Origin of the sequence: Pseudomonas sp. D3-27 (assembly GCF_051132165.1) — a bacterium.
In the GTDB taxonomy this organism is placed as follows: Bacteria; Pseudomonadota; Gammaproteobacteria; order Pseudomonadales; family Pseudomonadaceae; genus Aquipseudomonas.
The window spans coordinates 4,378,820-4,397,153 of sequence record NZ_CP071667.1; the positions used below are offsets into that span (position 1 = coordinate 4,378,820).

General features: G+C 62.8%; 16 protein-coding genes. 11 read left to right on the forward strand and 5 right to left on the reverse strand.

Annotated elements, in window-relative coordinates:
- Positions 1–109: 109 nt before the first annotated feature.
- Entirely contained in the window at positions 110–1,876 is a 1,767-nt protein-coding gene (locus tag J3P92_RS19850; RefSeq protein WP_434648770.1) for a sensor histidine kinase, read from the forward strand.
- Positions 1,869–3,203 (forward strand): sigma-54-dependent transcriptional regulator, encoded by a 1,335-nt coding sequence (locus tag J3P92_RS19855; protein ID WP_434648772.1) that lies wholly within the window; start codon positions 1,869–1,871, stop codon positions 3,201–3,203. Before J3P92_RS19850 ends, J3P92_RS19855 begins: the two co-directional genes overlap by 8 nt.
- Before the next feature lie 63 nt (positions 3,204–3,266).
- On the opposite strand, the gene J3P92_RS19860 is transcribed toward J3P92_RS19855, so the two are convergent.
- Positions 3,267–3,593, reverse strand: coding sequence for a hypothetical protein (locus J3P92_RS19860; protein WP_420765304.1), 327 nt, complete (start codon positions 3,591–3,593; stop codon positions 3,267–3,269).
- Positions 3,594–3,930: 337 nt separating this feature from the next.
- Here J3P92_RS19860 and J3P92_RS19865 point away from each other — a divergent pair, with 337 nt between their 5' ends.
- The 8 genes from J3P92_RS19865 to J3P92_RS19900 all read left to right on the forward strand — a co-directional run bounded on the left by J3P92_RS19865 (position 3,931) and on the right by J3P92_RS19900 (position 13,207).
- Positions 3,931–4,686: a hypothetical protein gene (locus tag J3P92_RS19865; RefSeq protein WP_434648774.1), complete on the forward strand. Its 756-nt coding sequence runs from the start codon at positions 3,931–3,933 to the stop codon at positions 4,684–4,686.
- A 78-nt stretch (positions 4,687–4,764) separates the two neighbouring features.
- Positions 4,765–5,262, forward strand: coding sequence for a CS1 type fimbrial major subunit (locus J3P92_RS19870; RefSeq protein ID WP_434648776.1), 498 nt, complete (start codon positions 4,765–4,767; stop codon positions 5,260–5,262).
- Between the two features lie 73 nt (positions 5,263–5,335).
- Positions 5,336–8,023: a TcfC E-set like domain-containing protein gene (locus J3P92_RS19875; RefSeq protein WP_434648778.1), complete on the forward strand. Its 2,688-nt coding sequence runs from the start codon at positions 5,336–5,338 to the stop codon at positions 8,021–8,023.
- A 215-nt stretch (positions 8,024–8,238) separates the two neighbouring features.
- Complete coding sequence (locus tag J3P92_RS19880; protein WP_434651161.1) at positions 8,239–9,180, forward strand: CfaE/CblD family pilus tip adhesin; 942 nt, start codon at positions 8,239–8,241, stop codon at positions 9,178–9,180.
- A gap of 373 nt (positions 9,181–9,553) precedes the next feature.
- The gene (locus J3P92_RS19885) at positions 9,554–10,483 is read left to right on the forward strand and encodes a CfaE/CblD family pilus tip adhesin (protein WP_434648780.1); all 930 of its coding nucleotides are present in this window, start codon (positions 9,554–9,556) and stop codon (positions 10,481–10,483) included.
- Positions 10,484–10,771: 288 nt separating this feature from the next.
- Positions 10,772–12,091: an MFS transporter gene (locus J3P92_RS19890; RefSeq protein ID WP_420765310.1), complete on the forward strand. Its 1,320-nt coding sequence runs from the start codon at positions 10,772–10,774 to the stop codon at positions 12,089–12,091.
- A gap of 147 nt (positions 12,092–12,238) precedes the next feature.
- Complete coding sequence (locus tag J3P92_RS19895; RefSeq protein WP_420765311.1) at positions 12,239–12,457, forward strand: hypothetical protein; 219 nt, start codon at positions 12,239–12,241, stop codon at positions 12,455–12,457.
- A 129-nt stretch (positions 12,458–12,586) separates the two neighbouring features.
- On the forward strand, positions 12,587–13,207 hold the full coding sequence (locus J3P92_RS19900; RefSeq protein WP_420765312.1) for a flavin reductase family protein: 621 nt from the start codon (positions 12,587–12,589) through the stop codon (positions 13,205–13,207).
- A 43-nt stretch (positions 13,208–13,250) separates the two neighbouring features.
- Here J3P92_RS19900 and J3P92_RS19905 read toward each other — a convergent pair whose 3' ends face one another.
- The gene (locus J3P92_RS19905) at positions 13,251–13,484 is read right to left on the reverse strand and encodes a hypothetical protein (RefSeq protein ID WP_434560385.1); all 234 of its coding nucleotides are present in this window, start codon (positions 13,482–13,484) and stop codon (positions 13,251–13,253) included.
- Between the two features lie 41 nt (positions 13,485–13,525).
- Entirely contained in the window at positions 13,526–13,879 is a 354-nt protein-coding gene (locus J3P92_RS19910; protein ID WP_420765314.1) for a putative quinol monooxygenase, read from the reverse strand.
- 327 nt (positions 13,880–14,206) lie between these two features.
- On the opposite strand from J3P92_RS19910, the gene J3P92_RS19915 reads away from it, so the two are divergent.
- On the forward strand, positions 14,207–15,136 hold the full coding sequence (locus J3P92_RS19915) for an AraC family transcriptional regulator (RefSeq protein ID WP_420765315.1): 930 nt from the start codon (positions 14,207–14,209) through the stop codon (positions 15,134–15,136).
- 42 nt (positions 15,137–15,178) lie between these two features.
- Here the strand turns inward: J3P92_RS19915 and J3P92_RS19920 are convergent, their stop codons facing one another.
- Both J3P92_RS19920 and J3P92_RS19925 read right to left on the reverse strand, forming a co-directional pair.
- The gene (locus tag J3P92_RS19920; RefSeq protein WP_434648782.1) at positions 15,179–16,627 is read right to left on the reverse strand and encodes an aldehyde dehydrogenase family protein; all 1,449 of its coding nucleotides are present in this window, start codon (positions 16,625–16,627) and stop codon (positions 15,179–15,181) included.
- Positions 16,624–18,261: a 5-guanidino-2-oxopentanoate decarboxylase gene (locus J3P92_RS19925; RefSeq protein ID WP_434648784.1), complete on the reverse strand. Its 1,638-nt coding sequence runs from the start codon at positions 18,259–18,261 to the stop codon at positions 16,624–16,626. Before J3P92_RS19925 ends, J3P92_RS19920 begins: the two co-directional genes overlap by 4 nt.
- Positions 18,262–18,334: the final 73 nt, after the last annotated feature.

The following is an 18,334-nucleotide window of genomic DNA, read 5'->3' on the forward strand; positions in this document are numbered from 1 at the left end:
GCGGACAATCGGGCTACAAAAACCATCGGGAGCCAGCACGCCAAGCCTGTTTGGCGCACGCAAGCAACATGGTATGGTTCGGCCCCGACTTCTACCGGTTCGCGCCTGCATGCTGCCGACTCCCCGTACCTTGCGCCTGTTACTTGCCATCGCCCTGATCCTCATCGGCGCCGCCCTGGCCGCCACCCTGGCCGTGCGCCACGCCGAGCGCGTGGCCCTGGAAGAAGACGCCAGCCGCGCGAGCCAGCAATTGGCGCTGTACGCCAACTCATTGCACACCTTGATCGAACGCTACCGCGCCCTGCCCGCCGTGCTGGCGCTGGACCCGCAGTTGCGTGACGCCCTCAAGGGGCCGGTCAGCGCGGCGCAACAGGATGCCTTGAACCGCAAGCTGGAAAAAATCAACGGCGCCGCGCAGTCCTCGACCCTGGAGCTGCTGGACCACACCGGCCTGGCGATCGCCGCCAGCAACTGGCAGTTGCCCAGCAGCTACGTTGGCCACAACTATGGCTTTCGTCCCTATTTCCTCCAGACCCGCACCCAAGGCACCGGGCGCTTCTATGCGGTGGGCGTGACCAGCGGCATCCCGGGCTATTTTCTGTCCAGCGCGGTCACTGGCGATAGCGGCGAGTTCCTCGGCGCGATGGTGGTGAAGCTCGAGTTTCCCGAGCTTGAGCGCGAATGGCGCCAGGGCAGCGACACCCTGTTGGTCAGTGATGCGCGCGGGGTCATTTTCATCGCCAATCGCCCCGGTTGGCGTTATCGCCATTTGCAACCCTTGACCGACAGCGACCGCGCCGAGCTCAAGGCCACGCGCCAGTACGACAAGCAACCGTTGCAACCCCTGGCCTTCGATCCGCTGCGACGCTTTGACGACAACAGCCACCTGACCCTGGTCGAGGCGCCCGAGGGTACGGCGCAGTACCTCTGGGAATCCCTGCCGTTGGCCGGCGAAGGCTGGAGCCTGCATTTGCTGCGTCGACCACAGATCGCCTTCGAAGACCTGCGCAACGCCGGGCTCGCCGCCGCCGGGTTGTGGCTGGCGCTGGTGTTTCTGTTGCTGTTTCTGAACCAGCGTTGGCGCCTGGCGAAACTGCGCCAGCGCAGCCGCCAGGAACTCGAACGACTGGTGGACGAACGCACCCGAGAATTGCGCACCGCCCAGGACGGCCTGGTGCAATCGGCCAAGCTGGCGGCGCTGGGGCAGATGTCGGCGGCGCTGGCCCACGAGATCAACCAGCCGTTGACCGCCCAGCGCATGCAACTGGCGACCCTGCGCCTGCTGCTGGAGCACGGCCGCGTCGACGATGCCTATAAAGCCCTCAAGCCGGTGGACGACATGCTGACCCGCATGGCGGCCCTGACCGGCCACCTGAAGACCTTCGCCCGCAAGAGCCCCAGCGGCCTTCGCGAACGCCTTGACCTGGCGGCGGTAGTCGACCAGGCCCTGCAATTGCTCGACACACGCCTGCGGGACGAAAACGTCAGTACCGTCTTGCACCTGACGCGTCCGGCGTGGGTGCGCGGCGATGCCATCCGTCTCGAACAGGTGTTGATCAACCTGCTGCGCAACGCCCTCGACGCCATGGTCGAACAGCCCCTCAAGCGCCTTGAAGTGCGCCTGCAAGCCGATGAACAACTGTGGCGCCTGACCGTCAGCGACAGCGGCACCGGGATCGCCGAAGAACATCTGGCCCAGGTGTTCGACCCGTTCTTCACCACCAAGGCGGTGGGCGATGGCCTCGGGCTGGGGCTCGCGGTTTCATTTGCGATCATCCACGAATCCGGCGGGCGGCTGACAGCGGACAATCATGACAACGGCGCGGTATTCTGCGTGACCTTGCCCATCGATCAGGAGGCGCAGCTGCATGCTTGATTCGGTCATAGTCGTCGATGACGAAAACAGCATCCGCACGGCCGTGGAGCAATGGCTGAGCCTGTCGGGGTTCCAGGTGCAGTTGTTCAGCCGTGCCGAAGACTGCCTGGCGCGGTTACCGGACAACTTCGCTGGCGTGATCCTCAGCGACGTACGAATGCCCGGTCTCAGTGGTCTCCAGCTGCTTGCGCAAGTGCGCAAGCGCGACGCGGACCTGCCGGTGATCCTGTTGACCGGCCACGGCGACGTGCCGATGGCCGTGGAAGCCATGCGCGACGGCGCCTATGACTTTCTCGAAAAACCGTTCAGCCCCGAAGCGCTGCTCAGCAGCCTGCGTCGGGCCTTGGACAAGCGCTTCCTGGTGTTGGAAAACCGTCGCCTGCACGAGCAGGCCGACGCTCGGGTCAGGCTCGACACCACGCTGCTGGGTGTCTCCCGCGCCTTGCAGAATCTGCGGCGCCAGGTGCTGGACCTGGCGACATTGCCGGTCAACGTGTTGATCCGTGGCGAAACCGGCAGTGGCAAGGAATTGGTCGCCCGCTGCCTGCACGACTTCGGCCCGAGAGCGAGCAAACCCTTCGTTGCGCTGAACTGCGCGGCGATCCCCGAACCGCTGTTCGAGGCTGAACTGTTCGGTCATGAAAGCGGCGCCTTTACCGGCGCCCAAGGCAAACGCATCGGCAAGCTCGAATACGCCGACGGCGGCACGCTGTTTCTCGATGAAATCGAAAGCATGCCGCTGGCCCAGCAGGCCAAGTTGCTGAGAGTCCTGCAAGAGAAGAAACTCGAACGCCTGGGCTCCAACCAGAGCATCCACGTGGACCTGCGCATCATCGCCGCGACCAAGCCGGACTTGCTGGACGAAGCCCGGGCCGGACGATTTCGTGAGGACCTCGCCTACCGCTTGAACATCGCCGAGCTGCGCCTGCCGCCCTTGCGTGAACGGCGCGAAGACATTCCATTGCTGTTCGAGCATTTCACCCACGGCGCCGCCGAACGCCTCGGCCGCCCCGCCGTGCCCTTGAATGGCCCGCAACTGAGCCATCTGCTCAGCCACGATTGGCCGGGCAACGTGCGCGAACTGGCCAACGTCGCCGAACGCCAAGTGCTGGGACTCGACCAGCCGCCTGCCCTGGACACCGAACCGGGCCAGTCCCTCGCGGCCCAGCAGGAAGCGTTCGAAGCCCAATGCCTGCGCGCCGCGCTGACGCGGCATAAAGGCGACGTAAAAGCCGTGCTCGAGGAACTGCAACTGCCGCGCCGCACCTTTAATGAAAAGATGCAGCGGCATGGTTTGAGTCGGGAAATGTTTGTGCGGGACATCTAAGGAGGCGTGGCGGCTGGCCGCGAAGCCATCGCCAAGCCTTGCACGAACCTCCAGCGCCGTCGGCTAACCCGAGATCAGACGGGCGATCATGCGCTTGCGCCCCGCCACATCCAGCGCGCGATAGCTTTCCAACAACAGCTCTTCATCAGGCGCCAGTGCCGGCGCGGCCTGGACGCGCTCGCCCGTCAGGACGTATTGGACATCCACTCCGATAGCCGCCAGTTTTGCCACCAGATCGGCTGGACATTTCTGCCGCCCGGAGACGACTTCCTTCAAGCGCTGCGGGCTCGCTTCGCCCGCCCCACGGGAGGCGGCAGCCAGCGAAACACCACAGCGATCAATCTCTTCGCGCAGCCGAACGTGGATATATTCCACCAAAACTATTGACATGGTGTATATATCCCACCAAAATCGCCGACATAAACAACGGCCATCATTGCCTCACAGAGAATCGGCACCATGGCCGTGCTGAGACTGCGCGCACTCGGAATCCTGTCCATTTCGCAGTAACACGCACGCTGGGTGCATTGAGCATGAATCTACTCCGGAAATTTCCTACAGAAAATAGCGGAGAGTGAAAGTGACAAAAAAAACGAAAAAAAAGGGGCCCGAGGGTCGTTGTCCAGAGGCTGGCTTTGCTTGCCTGGCGCCGGTCCGGTCGAAGCAGGCCACCCGCACTCGGTGCATAAAAACAGTGACCGTCCATCTTCCTTGTTTGAGGTTTGAAATGCATTCGAATCAAACGTTTATCCATCGCTGGGCTGTCATGGGCAAGCTGGCGCTCATGGCGCTCGCCGTCACCCTGTCGTTTCCGGCAGCCGCGAACATGGTGGTCTACCCGATGAACAGCACCATCGGCGCCGAGCAGGACGGCATTGGCCAGATCCAGCTGCACTCCAAGTCCGACAAAGTGCAATACATCAAAGTCAGCGTCACCCAGATCCAACGTCCCGGCACGCCGGACGAACATGAAAGCCCGCTGTCGCCGGCCGATGCGCTGGGTATCGTCGTATCGCCGCAGCGCACGGTACTGGCCCCCGGCGCCAGCCGCACGGTGCGGATCATCGCTCAGTCGATGCCCACCGAGGAAACCGTCTACCGGGTCTATTTCGAACCGGTGGGAGCACCCGACCTGATAGATGAAGACGTCCTCGAACAATCCGGTGTGCAGCCCAGAGTCGGCGTAAACCTGGTCTGGGGCGCCTTGGTGCGCCTGCTGCCCGATGAGCGCCGTACCAGCATCAAACTGCAACCCAAAGGCAACGAATTGCGCAACGACGGCACCCTGCGCGTCGGCGTATTGCAAGTGGGTCGGTGTACCGACGCAGCGGGCGAGAAGGACTGCATCTGGAATGACGTCAACCGCAGCCTGTATCCCGGCAGTACCCTGCCCGTCTCCGCCCCCGGCGCGAACGGTAACGTAATCGTACGTTTCGTGACCAGCGACGACAGGCGTCCGCGCACCCTCGCCATCTTGCCGTAACCCCCATTTTTTTGATCCGAGCTACGTGCACCGCACGTGGTTGGGCCCCCGTTCACCCACAGCAAAAGAGGAACACCCATGAAACTGTTGAAATTCGCCCCATTGGCACTGGTCGCCCTGACCTCGCTGCCCGCCATGGCGGTGGAAAAGAGCCTGCTGGTCTACGCCGACGTCGACCCGACCCTGGAGATCCTCCAGTCGGACGGCAGCCCGCTGCCGGCGTCCATGGAGATGAGCCATTTCCCGGGCGAAGGCCTGAGAGCGACTCAGGTGGGCACGCGGATCTTCACGAATGACGTCAACAAAGACATGACCCTGCGACTGACCACCGATCCCGTCCTGGCCAACATGACCAACCCTCAAGGTACAGACATCAATCTGAGTGTCAGCTATGGCGGAAGGAAATTGAGCATGAACGGTGTCCCGCTGCTTGCCGCCGACCTGTTCCCTGGCGGCGATGCCAGCGGCGGTTCGATCGAGCAACATCTGAAAATCGAGCAGGCCACCCCAGGCACAATCACCGAAGTCGGTCGCTACGAAGGCATCGTCAGCCTGCTGCTGACCCAGCAGCCTTAAGTACTGCCGGTTTTTCCTCAAAAAGGGAGGTACGGCGCCGTCGTACTTCCCTTTTCCTTCGTCAAGGCCCTGTATGAAACGCCACTTCACCGCACTCTCAATCTCCCTTACCTGGGCGCTGGCCGATGCCGTATCGGTCGCGTCCACCGATCTGCCCCAGGTGCCGGCCGGTTTCGAGGCCCTGGTTGAAGGTCAGGTGGAACAACTTGAACTTCAATTGCTCAACCGTAATCTCGGCCTGCACCCTGTCGTGGTGCGGCCTGGTCGTATCGAATTCCAACAGCCCGAACGAATCGCGGCCCTGCTGATCGAGGCAGGGGCTTCGGCGTCATCCGAAGAGTTGCTGCCGCTGCTGTCCGAACCGTTGCCCAGCAACAGCCAGTTGGCGTGCTCCTACGGCCTGGCCAGCGAAGCGAGCTGCGGTTACCTGGACACCGACGCGGTGGCAGTGATTCTCGACGAGGCCAGCGCGCGCCTGCAGATACTCATGCGCAAGGATTGGCTGCCGGCCAGCGATACAGCGGCGCTGCGTCTGCATACGCCTTCCGAGGCAGCGAACGCCCTGGTACATCGACAGAACGTCAACATCGCCCAGGCCGACAGCTATCGCGCCCTGGGCGCCAGCGGCCTGGGCGCGGTCGGCCTGGGTGACAGCAGCCACGTTGGCTTCACCTGGAACTACCAGGCCTACCAGAGCAAGCGCGGCAGCGACAGCAGCCTGGAATTCAATAACGCCTATTACCGCCAGGATTTCGAGCGCGAACACTACGCCCAGGCCGGACGCATGGACATGAGCAACCTGTCCAGCGCCGAGGGCGGCAACTTCAGCTTCAGCCTGTTGCCTCTGGGGCGGATCGACGGCGCCCGCATCGGCACCACCCTGGCCTACCTCAACCGCGAGGTTGTCGGCCAAGGCACGCCGATCTCGCTGATCCTGACCCAGCGCTCGCGCGTCGATGCGTTCCGTGGCGAGGAGCTGCTGTCCACGTCCTATCTGGATGCCGGCGTGCAGAATGTCGACACCCGGACCTTCCCCAACGGCAGCTATCCGGTGACCCTGCGGGTGATCGAAAACGGTCAGGTCACCCGCACCGAGACCGTGCCTTTCAGCCGTACCGATGGCAATGGCCTGGGGGACGACACCGTGCAATGGTTCCTGCAGGGCGGGCGCACGGCGGAGCATTCGCTGTACGAACAGGACCCTTCCGGCGTGGCCCAGACCGGCCTGCGTATTCCGTTGCGCGATGACCTGGCGCTCACCAGCGCGATTACCTGGCTGGACTCGGCGTTCTACAACGAAAGCCGCCTGGATTGGGCCGGCACGCTGGGCGCCAGCAGTTGGTCGTTGTCAGGCGCCCTGCTGCGCGGCAACAACGGCGCGACCGGCAACAGCCAGCAGATGACCTTCACCCACGGAGTCTCCTGGAGCCTGTACCGCTACTCGCTGAAGAGCCCTTCGTGCGAACACAATACCCGTGCCTACCAGCAGAGCGGCTGCAACGAATCATTGACCGCCAGCGCCTCGTTGCCCCTGGCCGGTGGCACCCTCAGTGCCGGCTACAACTACAACCGCTACGCCCAGGTGAATCCGTTTTCCTACTGGAACGACTTTCCCGAAGAAGACGACCCGACCCGCGATCTGACCACCTCCACCTGGGCCAGGACATTCCAAGTGGGCTTTTCCCGTGGACATGCCCTGGGCCCGTTCCAGCTCATTCATCGCGTTGGCGCGTTCCGCAATGCCAGCGGCAACCGCGAGACCGATCATGGCCTGTACCTGAGCCTGAGCCTGTCCCACAACGAGCGCTCGCCCACCGGCGGCTACCGCCAGAGCAACATCGGCCTGGACGCGCGCCGCGAGCAGAATGCCCCCGACAGCCTGCGCACCAGCCTGGGCCATACCCGCGCCTGGGACGGCGAACAAGGCAGGAACGAAGTGAACACCGGGGTTGGCTACGATGACCTGGGCCGTTGGGACGCCGAGTTGGGCGGACGGATCGAGCGCAACTGGGGCGAGTCCAGCCTGACGGTGGCCCAGCGTGGCGGCGACCAACAGGATTCGCGACCTGGGTTCAGCGGCAACCATTCTTCGTCCCTGGCCCTGGGCCGCGAGGGCTTTTTCTGGGGCCAGGGCCAGGGCGGCACCGGCCCAGGCGCAGCCGTGGGGATCATCGCCGCGCCGCTGGAAAACGCCACGGGTGCGGCGGCCAAGGTCAGCGGCGGCTACGGCGCCCAGACCAGCATCGGTTTCGGTGAGAAGCGGCTGATCCCGGTCAACGGTTTCGAAGCCACCCACACCCGCATCAGCGACGCCGATACTTCGCGCCAGAACCTCAGCACGGTGAACGTCGGCAACGGCAACCGCGAGTGGTTCCTGCCGCCGGGCAAGCTGGCGGTGCAACGGATCGAGTCCACCCTCAGTTATACCTACGTCGGCCGCCTGGTGGATGCTCGGGGACAACCGCTGGCCCAGGCCGCGATCCTCAATGCATCGATGATGGAAACCGGCGAGGACGGCAGCTTCGTCGTCGACCTCAATCACCACCCCGATCCGTTGTTCGCCCTGGATCTCAACGGCGTACACGCCTGCACGGTACAAACCCGTGCCGCCCAGAGCAGCCTGCGGCGGGTCGGCACGCTGACCTGCGAAAGCACCACCATGGATGCGTTGCCCAAGGATTTGAACGACCCGGATCGCCTGGGTCGCTGGACTGCGCGTCGCAGTGCCGCGTTATCACTAGATAAGAGGAGCCAGCCATGAGCGGAGCTTTCGTACATTGGGGGCGGCGCCTGATCGCGCTCATCGCTGCGGTCATCGCATTACCAGCCTTCGCAGGCGTCCATCCCAGCGATCACTACCAATCCGTGGTCGACAAATTCGACCGAGGGACACAACCTCCCGATCTCATCCTCTGGAGACAGATGCTCCATGGCTGGAGTGAGCAGTCCTTGGCTCCGGCCGCCGGTTACACGAACATGCATTTTGTCTGCCAGTCCAACACGGATCCGGCAACGGGACAATGCCATACATCCTCGTATGGACGGCTCGGGACGACCGACATACCTCTGCGCTTCACCGAGCGGCGCAGCCGTCTCAGCTACGTACTCGTGGTCAAAGGCTATCTCCAGCGCAAGTACCCCCTCAGCGCTTGCGATGGAGTAATGGATGGCCGTCAGTTTGTCTTAACCACCACATCACCCACTTATTGCAACGAGGACGAAGATAACCGTCGGCAGCGATCAGAAGGAACAGCTACCACCCTGTGGATCCCCGGATCGGAACTCGCCAAGCTGCCCAGCGGAGGCATCTGGACGGCGAAAATGATCCTCAAGCTCAAGATGTATCACTCACATCAAAACCCCTACACCTTCACCGTCGACTTCAAGCTGGACGTCACCGACCGCGACAACATGCAGATCTACCTGCCCGCCTACGGCATGAGCACGCCGCAGGTCGACCTCAACCTGCGCACCCGCCCGTTGAGTACCGCCCCGGGCGGCTTCGTCTCCGGGCGGTCCGTGGTTGATGCCTGTCTGTACGACGGCTACAACGCCAACAGCCAGAGCTATGAGATTCGCGTCACTGGCACCAACCCGGTGCCCGGCATGGAGGGTCGCTTCTTCGTCCGCCATACGTCCGGCGGCAGAGGCGAGCGTGACCGCATCGAATACAAGGTGCGCACCCGCACCGCCAACCTCGGCGAGACGCAGCATGTGTCCGGGCAACCGGTGACCTTCAGCGGCATCAACGATGCGGACATCCGCACCGTGAAGCTGCCCAATGTGCCGTTTCCGGTGGTGTGTACGCCTTGGCCTATCACCTTGGACACGCCTGCCTTCAACCAGATCGACAAGAACACCGGCCAGTACCGGGGCGAGTTGAAGCTGGAGTTCACGCCCTCAACCTCTTCGCCCTGAGGTATTAGTGGTGCCTGGACTGGCCTCATCGCGAGCAGGCTCGCTCCCACACTGGATTTGTGGATACCGGGCGAATGTGGGAGCGAGCCTGCTCGCGATGGGGCCGGTGGAGCCGCCGATTATTTCCATTCAACAATGCAGTCATAAGAGCCCGCAATGAACACAATTTTTTACCCGTTGGGCCCGCCGGCTGAGCGCGCTCATCGTGGCAGCCACCGCATTGCCGACGCTTGGGAACATCATCCCCAGCGACCATCATCAGTCCGTGATACTCAACTTTGACCGTTCGGCGCCACCGGCCGATCACTACCTTTGGACCCGAATGGTCCATGGCTGGAAAGAGCAAGATTTGCCAGGCGCAGGCTATACGACCATGCACTTCGTTTGTTTGTCCGATACCAACCCAGCCAACGGCCAATGCCAGACCAGAGGCGATACAGGGAGGTATGGCATCACGGACATTCCGCTGCGGTTTACCGAGAGACGTAGCGGCCTGTCGACTGTCCTGTCGGTCAAGGGTTACGTCACCCGCATGCATGCACTGAACAGCAGTTGCGGAATCTGGGAGAAGGACTACGTACTGAACGCAACCGCGTCAGGCTGGTGCGACGAGGTCAGAACCACGGGCACCGCGTCGACTGTCTGGATTCCGCAATCGGAACTCGCCAAGCTACCTTCAGGTGGTATCTGGTCGGCGAAGTTGATCATCAAGCTCAAGCGCTATTACTCGGAGCCGATTGGCGCCGCCAGAACCTTCACCGTCGACTTCAAGCTGGACGTCACCGACCAGAACAACATGCAGATCTACCTGCCCGCCTACGGCATCAGCACGCCGCAGGTGGACCTCAACTTGCGTACTCGCCCGTTGAGCACCGCCCCGGGCGGTATCGTCTCCGGTCGGTCCGTGGTCGATGCATGCCTCTACGACGGCTACAACGCCAACAGCCAGAGTTATGAAATCCGTGTCACCGGCACCAACCCCGTGCCCGGCATGGAGGGCCGCTTCTTCGTCCGCCATACGTCCGGCGGCAGCGGCGAACGTGACCGCATCGAATACAAGGTGCGCACCCGCACCGCCAACCTCGGCGAGACGCAGCATGTGTCCGGGCAACCAGTGAGTTTCAACGGCATCAACAATGCGGAAATCCGCGCCGTGAAGCTGCCCAATGTGCCGTATCCAGTGGTGTGTACGCCGTGGCCCATCACCTTGGACACGCCGCCGTTCAATCAGATCGACAAGAACTCCGGGCAGTACCGGGGGGAGCTGAAGCTGGAATTCACGCCTTCGACTTCGTCGCCCTGATTTTTTGGTGCCAGGACTGGCCTCATCGCGAGCAGGCTCGCTCCCACACTGGATTTGTGGATACCGGGCGAATGTGGGAGCGAGCCTGCTCGCGATGAAGCCAACCCATTACTTGTTGATAAGCGGATCCCCGCCCACACCCCTGGCTGCTATAAGCGGATTTCCGCTCACTAAACAGCCACATCCCCTCTAGACCGGCCTTCTTCCACCTGGCACAGCTCCTGCTATAGCCCTGGCAGGCTGCGTTCCTACGCGCTCCACAAAAACAATTAAATGAAGGATCCTTCAATGGATAACTCAAACGCCCTTCCCATTGGGTCGGCTGCCGCGCCCGCCCGTGAAAGAACCACCGCCAGCCGGATCAAGTCGATCTTCAGTGGCTCGGTCGGCAACATGGTCGAGTGGTACGACTGGTACGTCTACGCCGCGTTCTCGCTGTACTTCGCCAAGGCCTTCTTCCCCAAGGGCGACACCACCGCCCAGTTGCTCAACACCGCCGCGATCTTCGCCGTCGGCTTCCTGATGCGCCCGATCGGTGGCTGGCTGATGGGCCTGTACGCTGACCGCGCCGGTCGCAAACGCGCGTTGATGGCCTCGGTGTACTTGATGTGCTTTGGCTCGCTGATCATCGCCCTGAGCCCCGGTTACGAAACCATCGGCGTCGGCGCGCCGATCCTGCTGGTGTTCGCCCGCTTGCTCCAGGGCCTGTCGGTGGGTGGCGAGTACGGCACCTCGGCAACGTACCTGAGCGAGATGGCGACCAAGGAACGTCGCGGTTTCTTCTCCAGCTTCCAATACGTGACGCTGATTTCCGGACAGCTCATCGCCCTCGGCGTGCTGATCGTGCTGCAACAATTGCTGACCACCGAGCAGCTGTACGCCTGGGGCTGGCGCATCCCGTTCGCCATCGGCGCGCTGTGTGCAATCGTTGCGCTGTACCTGCGTCGCGGCATGGAAGAAACCGAGTCGTTCACCAAGAAGGAAAAGGCCAAGGAAAGCGCCATGCGCACCCTGATGCGCCACCCCAAGGAATTGTTGACCGTGGTCGGCCTGACCATGGGCGGCACCCTGGCCTTCTACACCTACACCACTTACATGCAGAAATACCTGGTGAACACGGTGGGCATGAGCATCTCCGACTCCACCACCATTTCCGCCGCCACGCTGTTCCTGTTCATGTGCCTGCAACCCGTCATCGGCGGGCTCTCGGACAAGATCGGTCGTCGGCCGATCCTGATTGCCTTCGGCATCCTCGGCACGCTGTTCACCGTGCCGATCCTCACCACCCTGCACACCATCGAGACCTGGTGGGGCGCGTTCTTCCTGATCATGGCCGCGCTGATCATCGTCAGCGGCTACACCTCGATCAACGCGGTGGTGAAAGCCGAGCTGTTCCCTACCGAAATCCGCGCCCTGGGCGTCGGCCTGCCCTACGCGCTGACCGTGTCGATCTTCGGCGGCACCGCTGAATACATCGCGCTGTGGTTCAAGAGCATCGGCATGGAGACCGGCTACTACTGGTACGTGACGGCGTGCATCGCGGTTTCGCTGTTGGTGTACATCACCATGAAAGACACCCGCAAGCATTCGCGGATCGTGACTGACTGACAGGCCAGTCGTACAAAAAAAGGGGCGAACCTGCACGGGTTCGCCCCTTTCGTCGTTCCGGGACGGCGTCATTTCCTACATTAATTTCCACTTAATGGCTGCACTCCACCCTCGCGCTCATCAACTATCGATGCTTGGAGTATGACCATGAAAACCAAACTGATCTTCGCCCTGACCCTCACCGCACTGGCCAGTAGCGCGTTCGCCGACGACGGCTTCGAGCGTACCGGCACGGCCGCTTTCATCGCCAGCAGCCATGAGCGCGCCGGTTCCGCCGTCGTTGCCAAGAAGGACGAGAACCACGCCATCGAGCCCACCGTGGCTGCCGACGGCTCCGACCCTAGCGATGCGGCATCGACCAACTGATCCCAACCGGCAACACCAAGACCTGTGGGAGCGAGCAACCTCCCACAGGTTTTTTGTGGTGCTGACAAAAGGGTCAGGGCGCTGCACTATCGTCGGATCCTTCTGACACGCACCGGACCTACCTCCTTCATGCCCGACGACATTCACTACTACGAACCCGCCCAAGGCCATGGCCTGCCCCACGACCCGTTCAATGCCATTGTCGGCCCCCGGCCGATTGGCTGGATCTCGTCACAAGATGGCGAAGGCCGCCTGAACCTGGCGCCCTACAGTTTTTTCAACGCTTTCAACTACGTTCCGCCGATCATCGGGTTCTCCAGCGTCGGTCGCAAAGACAGCCTCAACAACATCGAACAGACCGGTGAATTTGCCTGGAACCTGGCCACGCGCCCACTGGCTGAGCAGATGAACCAGAGCTGCGCGATGGTCGCGCCGCAGGTCAACGAATTCGAGCTGGCGGGCCTGACGCCGGCGGCATCGCGGATCATCCAGGTGCCGCGCGTCGCCGAGAGTCCGGTGTCCTTCGAATGCAAGGTCACGCAGATCATCCAGTTGCAGCGAGCGGACAAGGCGCCTGTGCCGAGCTGGTTGATTCTGGGCGAAGTGGTCGCCGTTCACATCGCCAAGTGGCTGTTGAAGGACGGGGTATACGACACCGCCGCCGCCGAGCCGATCTTGCGCGGCGGCGGGCCGGCGGATTACTTCCAGCTGGGGCCGGAGGCGTTGTTCAAGATGCATCGCCCGCGATAAGGATGGGCGGTGAGATCACTTGTGGCAATCCTTGAAATGCTGCTTACCAGACCAATCCGCCTTCGTCGTCGACACCCTTGAGGTGAGTCAACTGCTGGGCAGCCGCTTCATCGGCTTTGAAAGCGGTCTCGAAGGTCTGCTCTTCGAGCACTTTATTGAAACGCGGCTTCTCGGCACTGCCGATGGCCTTGGTGGCGATGGCTGCGTAGTAGCCGCCACCTTCCTTGGGAACAACAGCGGAAACAGCTTCAAAAGTTTCAAAGGCTTTGCGTGCCATACTTCGCATCCTGGCGGTGGGAAATGCCTGTCATTAAACCTTCAACCGGCCAGTTTGTGTACCTTCGCCATGCACCCTTCGGTCGCCTGGGCGGCGGACACTTCCCGAAAGGTGTGGAAGTCCAGGCTGCTGACCACCAGGTCTTGAACCAATTGGGCGAAGATCGCCATGGCCGGTGAGTTGAAATAAGCGTCCATCGCCTGTTGGTTGACCCACAGCCCGGACACCAGCCACAAATCGGCGTCGCATTGCGATTGTTGCAAGGCAAAGTGCAGGCAACCGGGCGCCTGGCGCGAAGGTACGATCAAGCTGCTGAGGCGTGCGCCCAATGGCTTGGAGCAACCGGCGCGGGCCCGGACAAAAGCCATGTGACTGACGGGGATCTGTGTAGTCATGTTCAACCCTCCCAGGTCATCCGTTGGCAGCCGGGGACAGGCTGCGACAGGATCAAAGGTTAAGCGCGCTGCCGCCAGCTTCGTTAGTCGATTCCTGCCGACTCATTGCACGATTCTGCGCCTGGGAATTCACCCATCCGTGCCTGATGGGTGGGAATTGCCGGGAGTTGAAACAAAAGGTTTCAAGCAAGTTTCGGCCAGGCTGCACAGCCCTTCACCCCCCCGCCTTGCAGGATCAGGCAAGCTTTCAACAGGATGTGACTACCGCCATGCCTTGCACAAACATATGCTTTGTCCTATCGCTCCCTTCGCCATGAGGATCCCGGCATGTCGCCACTCGATCACGCCCACGCCCCGCTGGACACGTACCTGGAACAGCAGCGCGCCGAGCTGGCTTCGATCATCGACCGCAACACCAGCGAGGACGGGAGCTACGCCACGGCCATCGGCTCGCTGAACCTGTCGCGCCACAGCCAGCCACACAAGTTTGCCCCGGTGCTGGCGCAACCGGCGCTGTGCATCATGGCCCAGGGCAGCAAGCAGGTGCGCCTGGCGGACGAATTTTTCAACTATGACCCGCTGCATTACCTGGTGGTCTCGGTCTCGATGCCATTGAGCGGTTGCATCGCCGACGTCTCGCCCGAGCAGCCGATCCTGGCGCTGCGCCTGGACATCGACCCGGCGGAAATCACCGCGCTGATCGCCGATGCCGGCCCACTGGGCGTGCCGACTCGCCCGGCCGGCCGTGGCCTGTATGTGGAACGCCTGGACACGCCGATGCTCGACGCGGTGCTACGCCTGACGCGCCTGCTCGATACGCCAAAAGACATCGCCATGCTCGCGCCCCTGGTGCGCCGGGAAATCCTTTACCGCCTGCTACGCAGCCCGCAAGGCTATCGGTTGTATGAAATCGCCATTGCCAATAGCCAGAGCCATCGCATCAGCCAGGCGATCAAATGGCTCAACGGCCATTTCGAACAACCGTTGCGCATCGATGACCTCGCTCGGGAGGTCAACCTCAGCGTTTCGACCTTGCATCACCGCTTCAAGGCCATGACGGCCATGAGCCCGTTGCAATACCAAAAGCAATTGCGCTTGCAGGAGGCTCGACGGTTGATGCTGGCCGAAGGGCTGGAAGCGTCGGCGGCGGGGTATCGAGTGGGGTATGAAAGCCCGTCGCAGTTCAGCCGGGAGTACAGCCGCTTGTTTGGCGCGCCGCCGTTGCGGGATCTGGCGCGGTTGCGGATGACTGTCTGATCCTGGATTTGCACGGCATTAGCCGCCTCGGCTTCGCATCCTTCAGACCGCCCGGATCACGTGTTTGATTTCCTGGAACGCGGCCAGTCCCCAAGGTCCCAATTCACGACCCAGGCTGCTCTGCTTGTAGCCGCCCCAAGCGGCCTGGGGGAAAATCACTTGCGGTGCGTTGATCCACACCAGCCCCGCCTGCAAGGCGTCGGCGACCTTCCCGGCCGCCTCGGCATCGCGGCTGACCACGCTCGCCACCAGGCCGAAACGGCTGTCATTGGCCAGGGCAATCGCCTCTTCCGGGTGGCCGAAACGACGCACGCACAACACCGGCCCGAAGATCTCCTCGCACCACAGCGCACTGTCGAGGGGCACGTCGGTGAAGATCGTTGGCTGTAAAAAAAAGCCGCGTTGCAGATGCGCAGGTCGTTGACCGCCGCACACCAACGTTGCGCCGTCGCTCACGCCTCGATCGATGTGCCCGAGCACCCGTTGGTATTGCGCCTGGTTGACCAGCGAGCCCATCTCCACGTCCGGATCGAATGGATCGGCCACGCGGATCGCCTCGGCCCGCGCCTTGAGCCGTCGCATGAATTCATCGGCCAGCTCATCGGCGACCAACACCCGAGTGGTGGCCGAACACATCTGCCCCGCGTTGAAGAAACCGCCGCCACAGGCCAGCTCCACCGTCAGGTCCAGGTCGGCGTCGGCCAGCACCAGCAAGGACGATTTGCCGCCCAGCTCCAGGCTCACGCCCTTCACGGTTTCCGCCGCCCGTTGCATCACTTGCACCCCCACCGCGTTGCTGCCGGTGAAGGAAATCTTCGCCACGCGCGGGTCGGACGCCAGCGGCGCCCCGACCGCCAACCCCGTGCCGCAGACCAGGTTGAACACGCCATCGGGCAAGCCGCATTCGGCGATGATCGAGGCCAGCGCCAGCTCCGGCAGCGGCGTGACTTCCGAAGGCTTGAGCACCACGCAGCAGCCGGCGGCCAAGGCCGGGGCAAGTTTCCAGGCGGTGGTGACCATCGGGAAATTCCACGGCACGATCAAGCCGACCACCCCACAAGGTTCGCGGCGTAGACGTGCGCTGAAATCATCGCTGGGTAACGCCAGCGGACCGTCCTGACGAACGTCCAGTTCTTCGGCCAACCCGGCGTAGTACTCGAAGGTCGCGACCACGTCGTCGACGTCGATGGCCGCTTCGAACAACGGTTTGCCGTTGTTGCTCGATTGCAAATGCATCAGCCGCTCACGAGCATCCCGCACGCTGGCAGCAATACGCCGAAGCACCGCGCCGCGCTCGGCACCCGAGGTGTTCGACCACGGGCCGAAAGCCTGGGTAGCGGCCTCCAAGGCTTGATCCACGGCATATTCATCGCCGCCGTAAACAGTGGTCAGCAGCGCCTCGGTCGCGGGGCTGATCACCCGCAGCGGTTGATCGCCCGCCAACCACTCGCCGTTGATGTACAGGCCGTCTTGCGTCGTCGGGAAATTCATTCGGCCACCTCCGCCATCCAGCGCGCCTGGTCAATCTCGAGCAACGTCGGACCCTGGCGGTGACTGGCGGCCAGCAATGCGCTGCGCAGGGAATGCACGCCGTCGATCGTCTCGGCGCCGCACCCCAGGGCTTTGGCAACGCCGATGAAATCCGGCGTGTAGATGTCCACGCCCACCGGTTCGATGGCGCGGTTGACCATGTATTTCTTGATCTCTTCGTAGCCCTGGTTATTCCACAGCAGCACGATCACCGGCGTGCGCGCTTCCACCGCGCTGGCCAGTTCCGGCAGGGTGAACTGCAACCCACCGTCGCCGATCAGGCACACCACGGGCGGGCGGCCATGGCCGTTGTCGACACCACCCAGCCAGGCACCAATGGCCGCCGGCAACGCGTAGCCGAGGGTGCCGTAGCCGGTGGACGAATTGAACCAGCGGCGCGGGCGTTCGGGATTGAAGGTGAGGTTGCCGGTGTAGACCGGCTGGGTGGAATCGCCAACGAAAACCGCGTCGGGCAAGGCCTGCAATACCGTATCGAGGAACACCGTCTGGGCGCGGGTCGGGACGTCCCATTGCTGATCGAGTTCGGTCCGCAGCCGTTCGACACGAATCGCTCCCCAACTGTCGTCTCTCGCGCCGGACACGCCGCGCTTCAACGCATCGAGCAATGCCCGCGCAGCACTTTGTGCGTCGGCCACCAGCGCCAGTCTTGGCGCGTAGTTGCGCACGGTCTGGTCGGGGTCGATGTCGATGCGCAACAACGCACCGGGAATCTCGAAGCCGCCGGCAAAGGTGACGTCGTAATCGGTCTCGGCCAGCTCGGTGCCGATCGCCAGCACTACATCCGCTTCGGCCACCAGGGCACGGGTGGCCACCAGGCTCTGGGTGGAACCGATCAGCAACGGATGACGGGACGGCAGCAGGCCCTTGGCATTGATGGTCAGCGCCACGGGGGCGCCGAGGCGTTCGGCCAGTTCGGTCAATTCAGTCCCGGCGTCCATCGCCCCCCCTCCGGCAAGCACCAACGGCCGCCGGGCCGTCGCCAGCAAGGCTGCCATTTGCTCCACGGCACTGGGCGCGGCCCCGGCGCGATTGATGCTCACTGGCGTGCTGGCGAGCAGGTCATCGGCTTGTTCAACGAGCACATCCAACGGAATCTCGATGTGCACCGGCCGCGGACGCCCGGCCTGGAACAGGGCAAAGGCCCGGGCCAGCACACCCGGCAATTCGGCGGCCGACATCAGCGTGTGGGAAAACGCCGCGACCCCGCCCACCAGCGCGCTCTGGTTCGGCAGCTCATGCAGCTTGCCGCGCCCACCGCCCAATTGGCTGCGCGACTGCACGCTGGAGATCACCAGCATCGGAATCGAATCGGCATAGGCCTGGCCCATGGCAGTGGTGATGTTGGTCATGCCCGGGCCGGTGATGATGAAGCACACGCCCGGCTTGCCGCTGACACGGGCGTAGCCGTCGGCCATGAAGCCGGCGCCCTGTTCATGGCGCGGCGTCACATGGCGGATGCTTGAACGGGCCAGCCCGCGATACAACTCCACGGTGTGTACGCCAGGAATGCCGAACACCTGCTCCACGCCATAGCCTTCCAGTAACTTGACCAATACTTCGCCGCACGTCGCCATTGCCATTGCCTTTTTGTTGTCTTGAAAAGGACCCCGCACGACACCTGCGGGCCGCTTTTGCTCTGAGGGAATG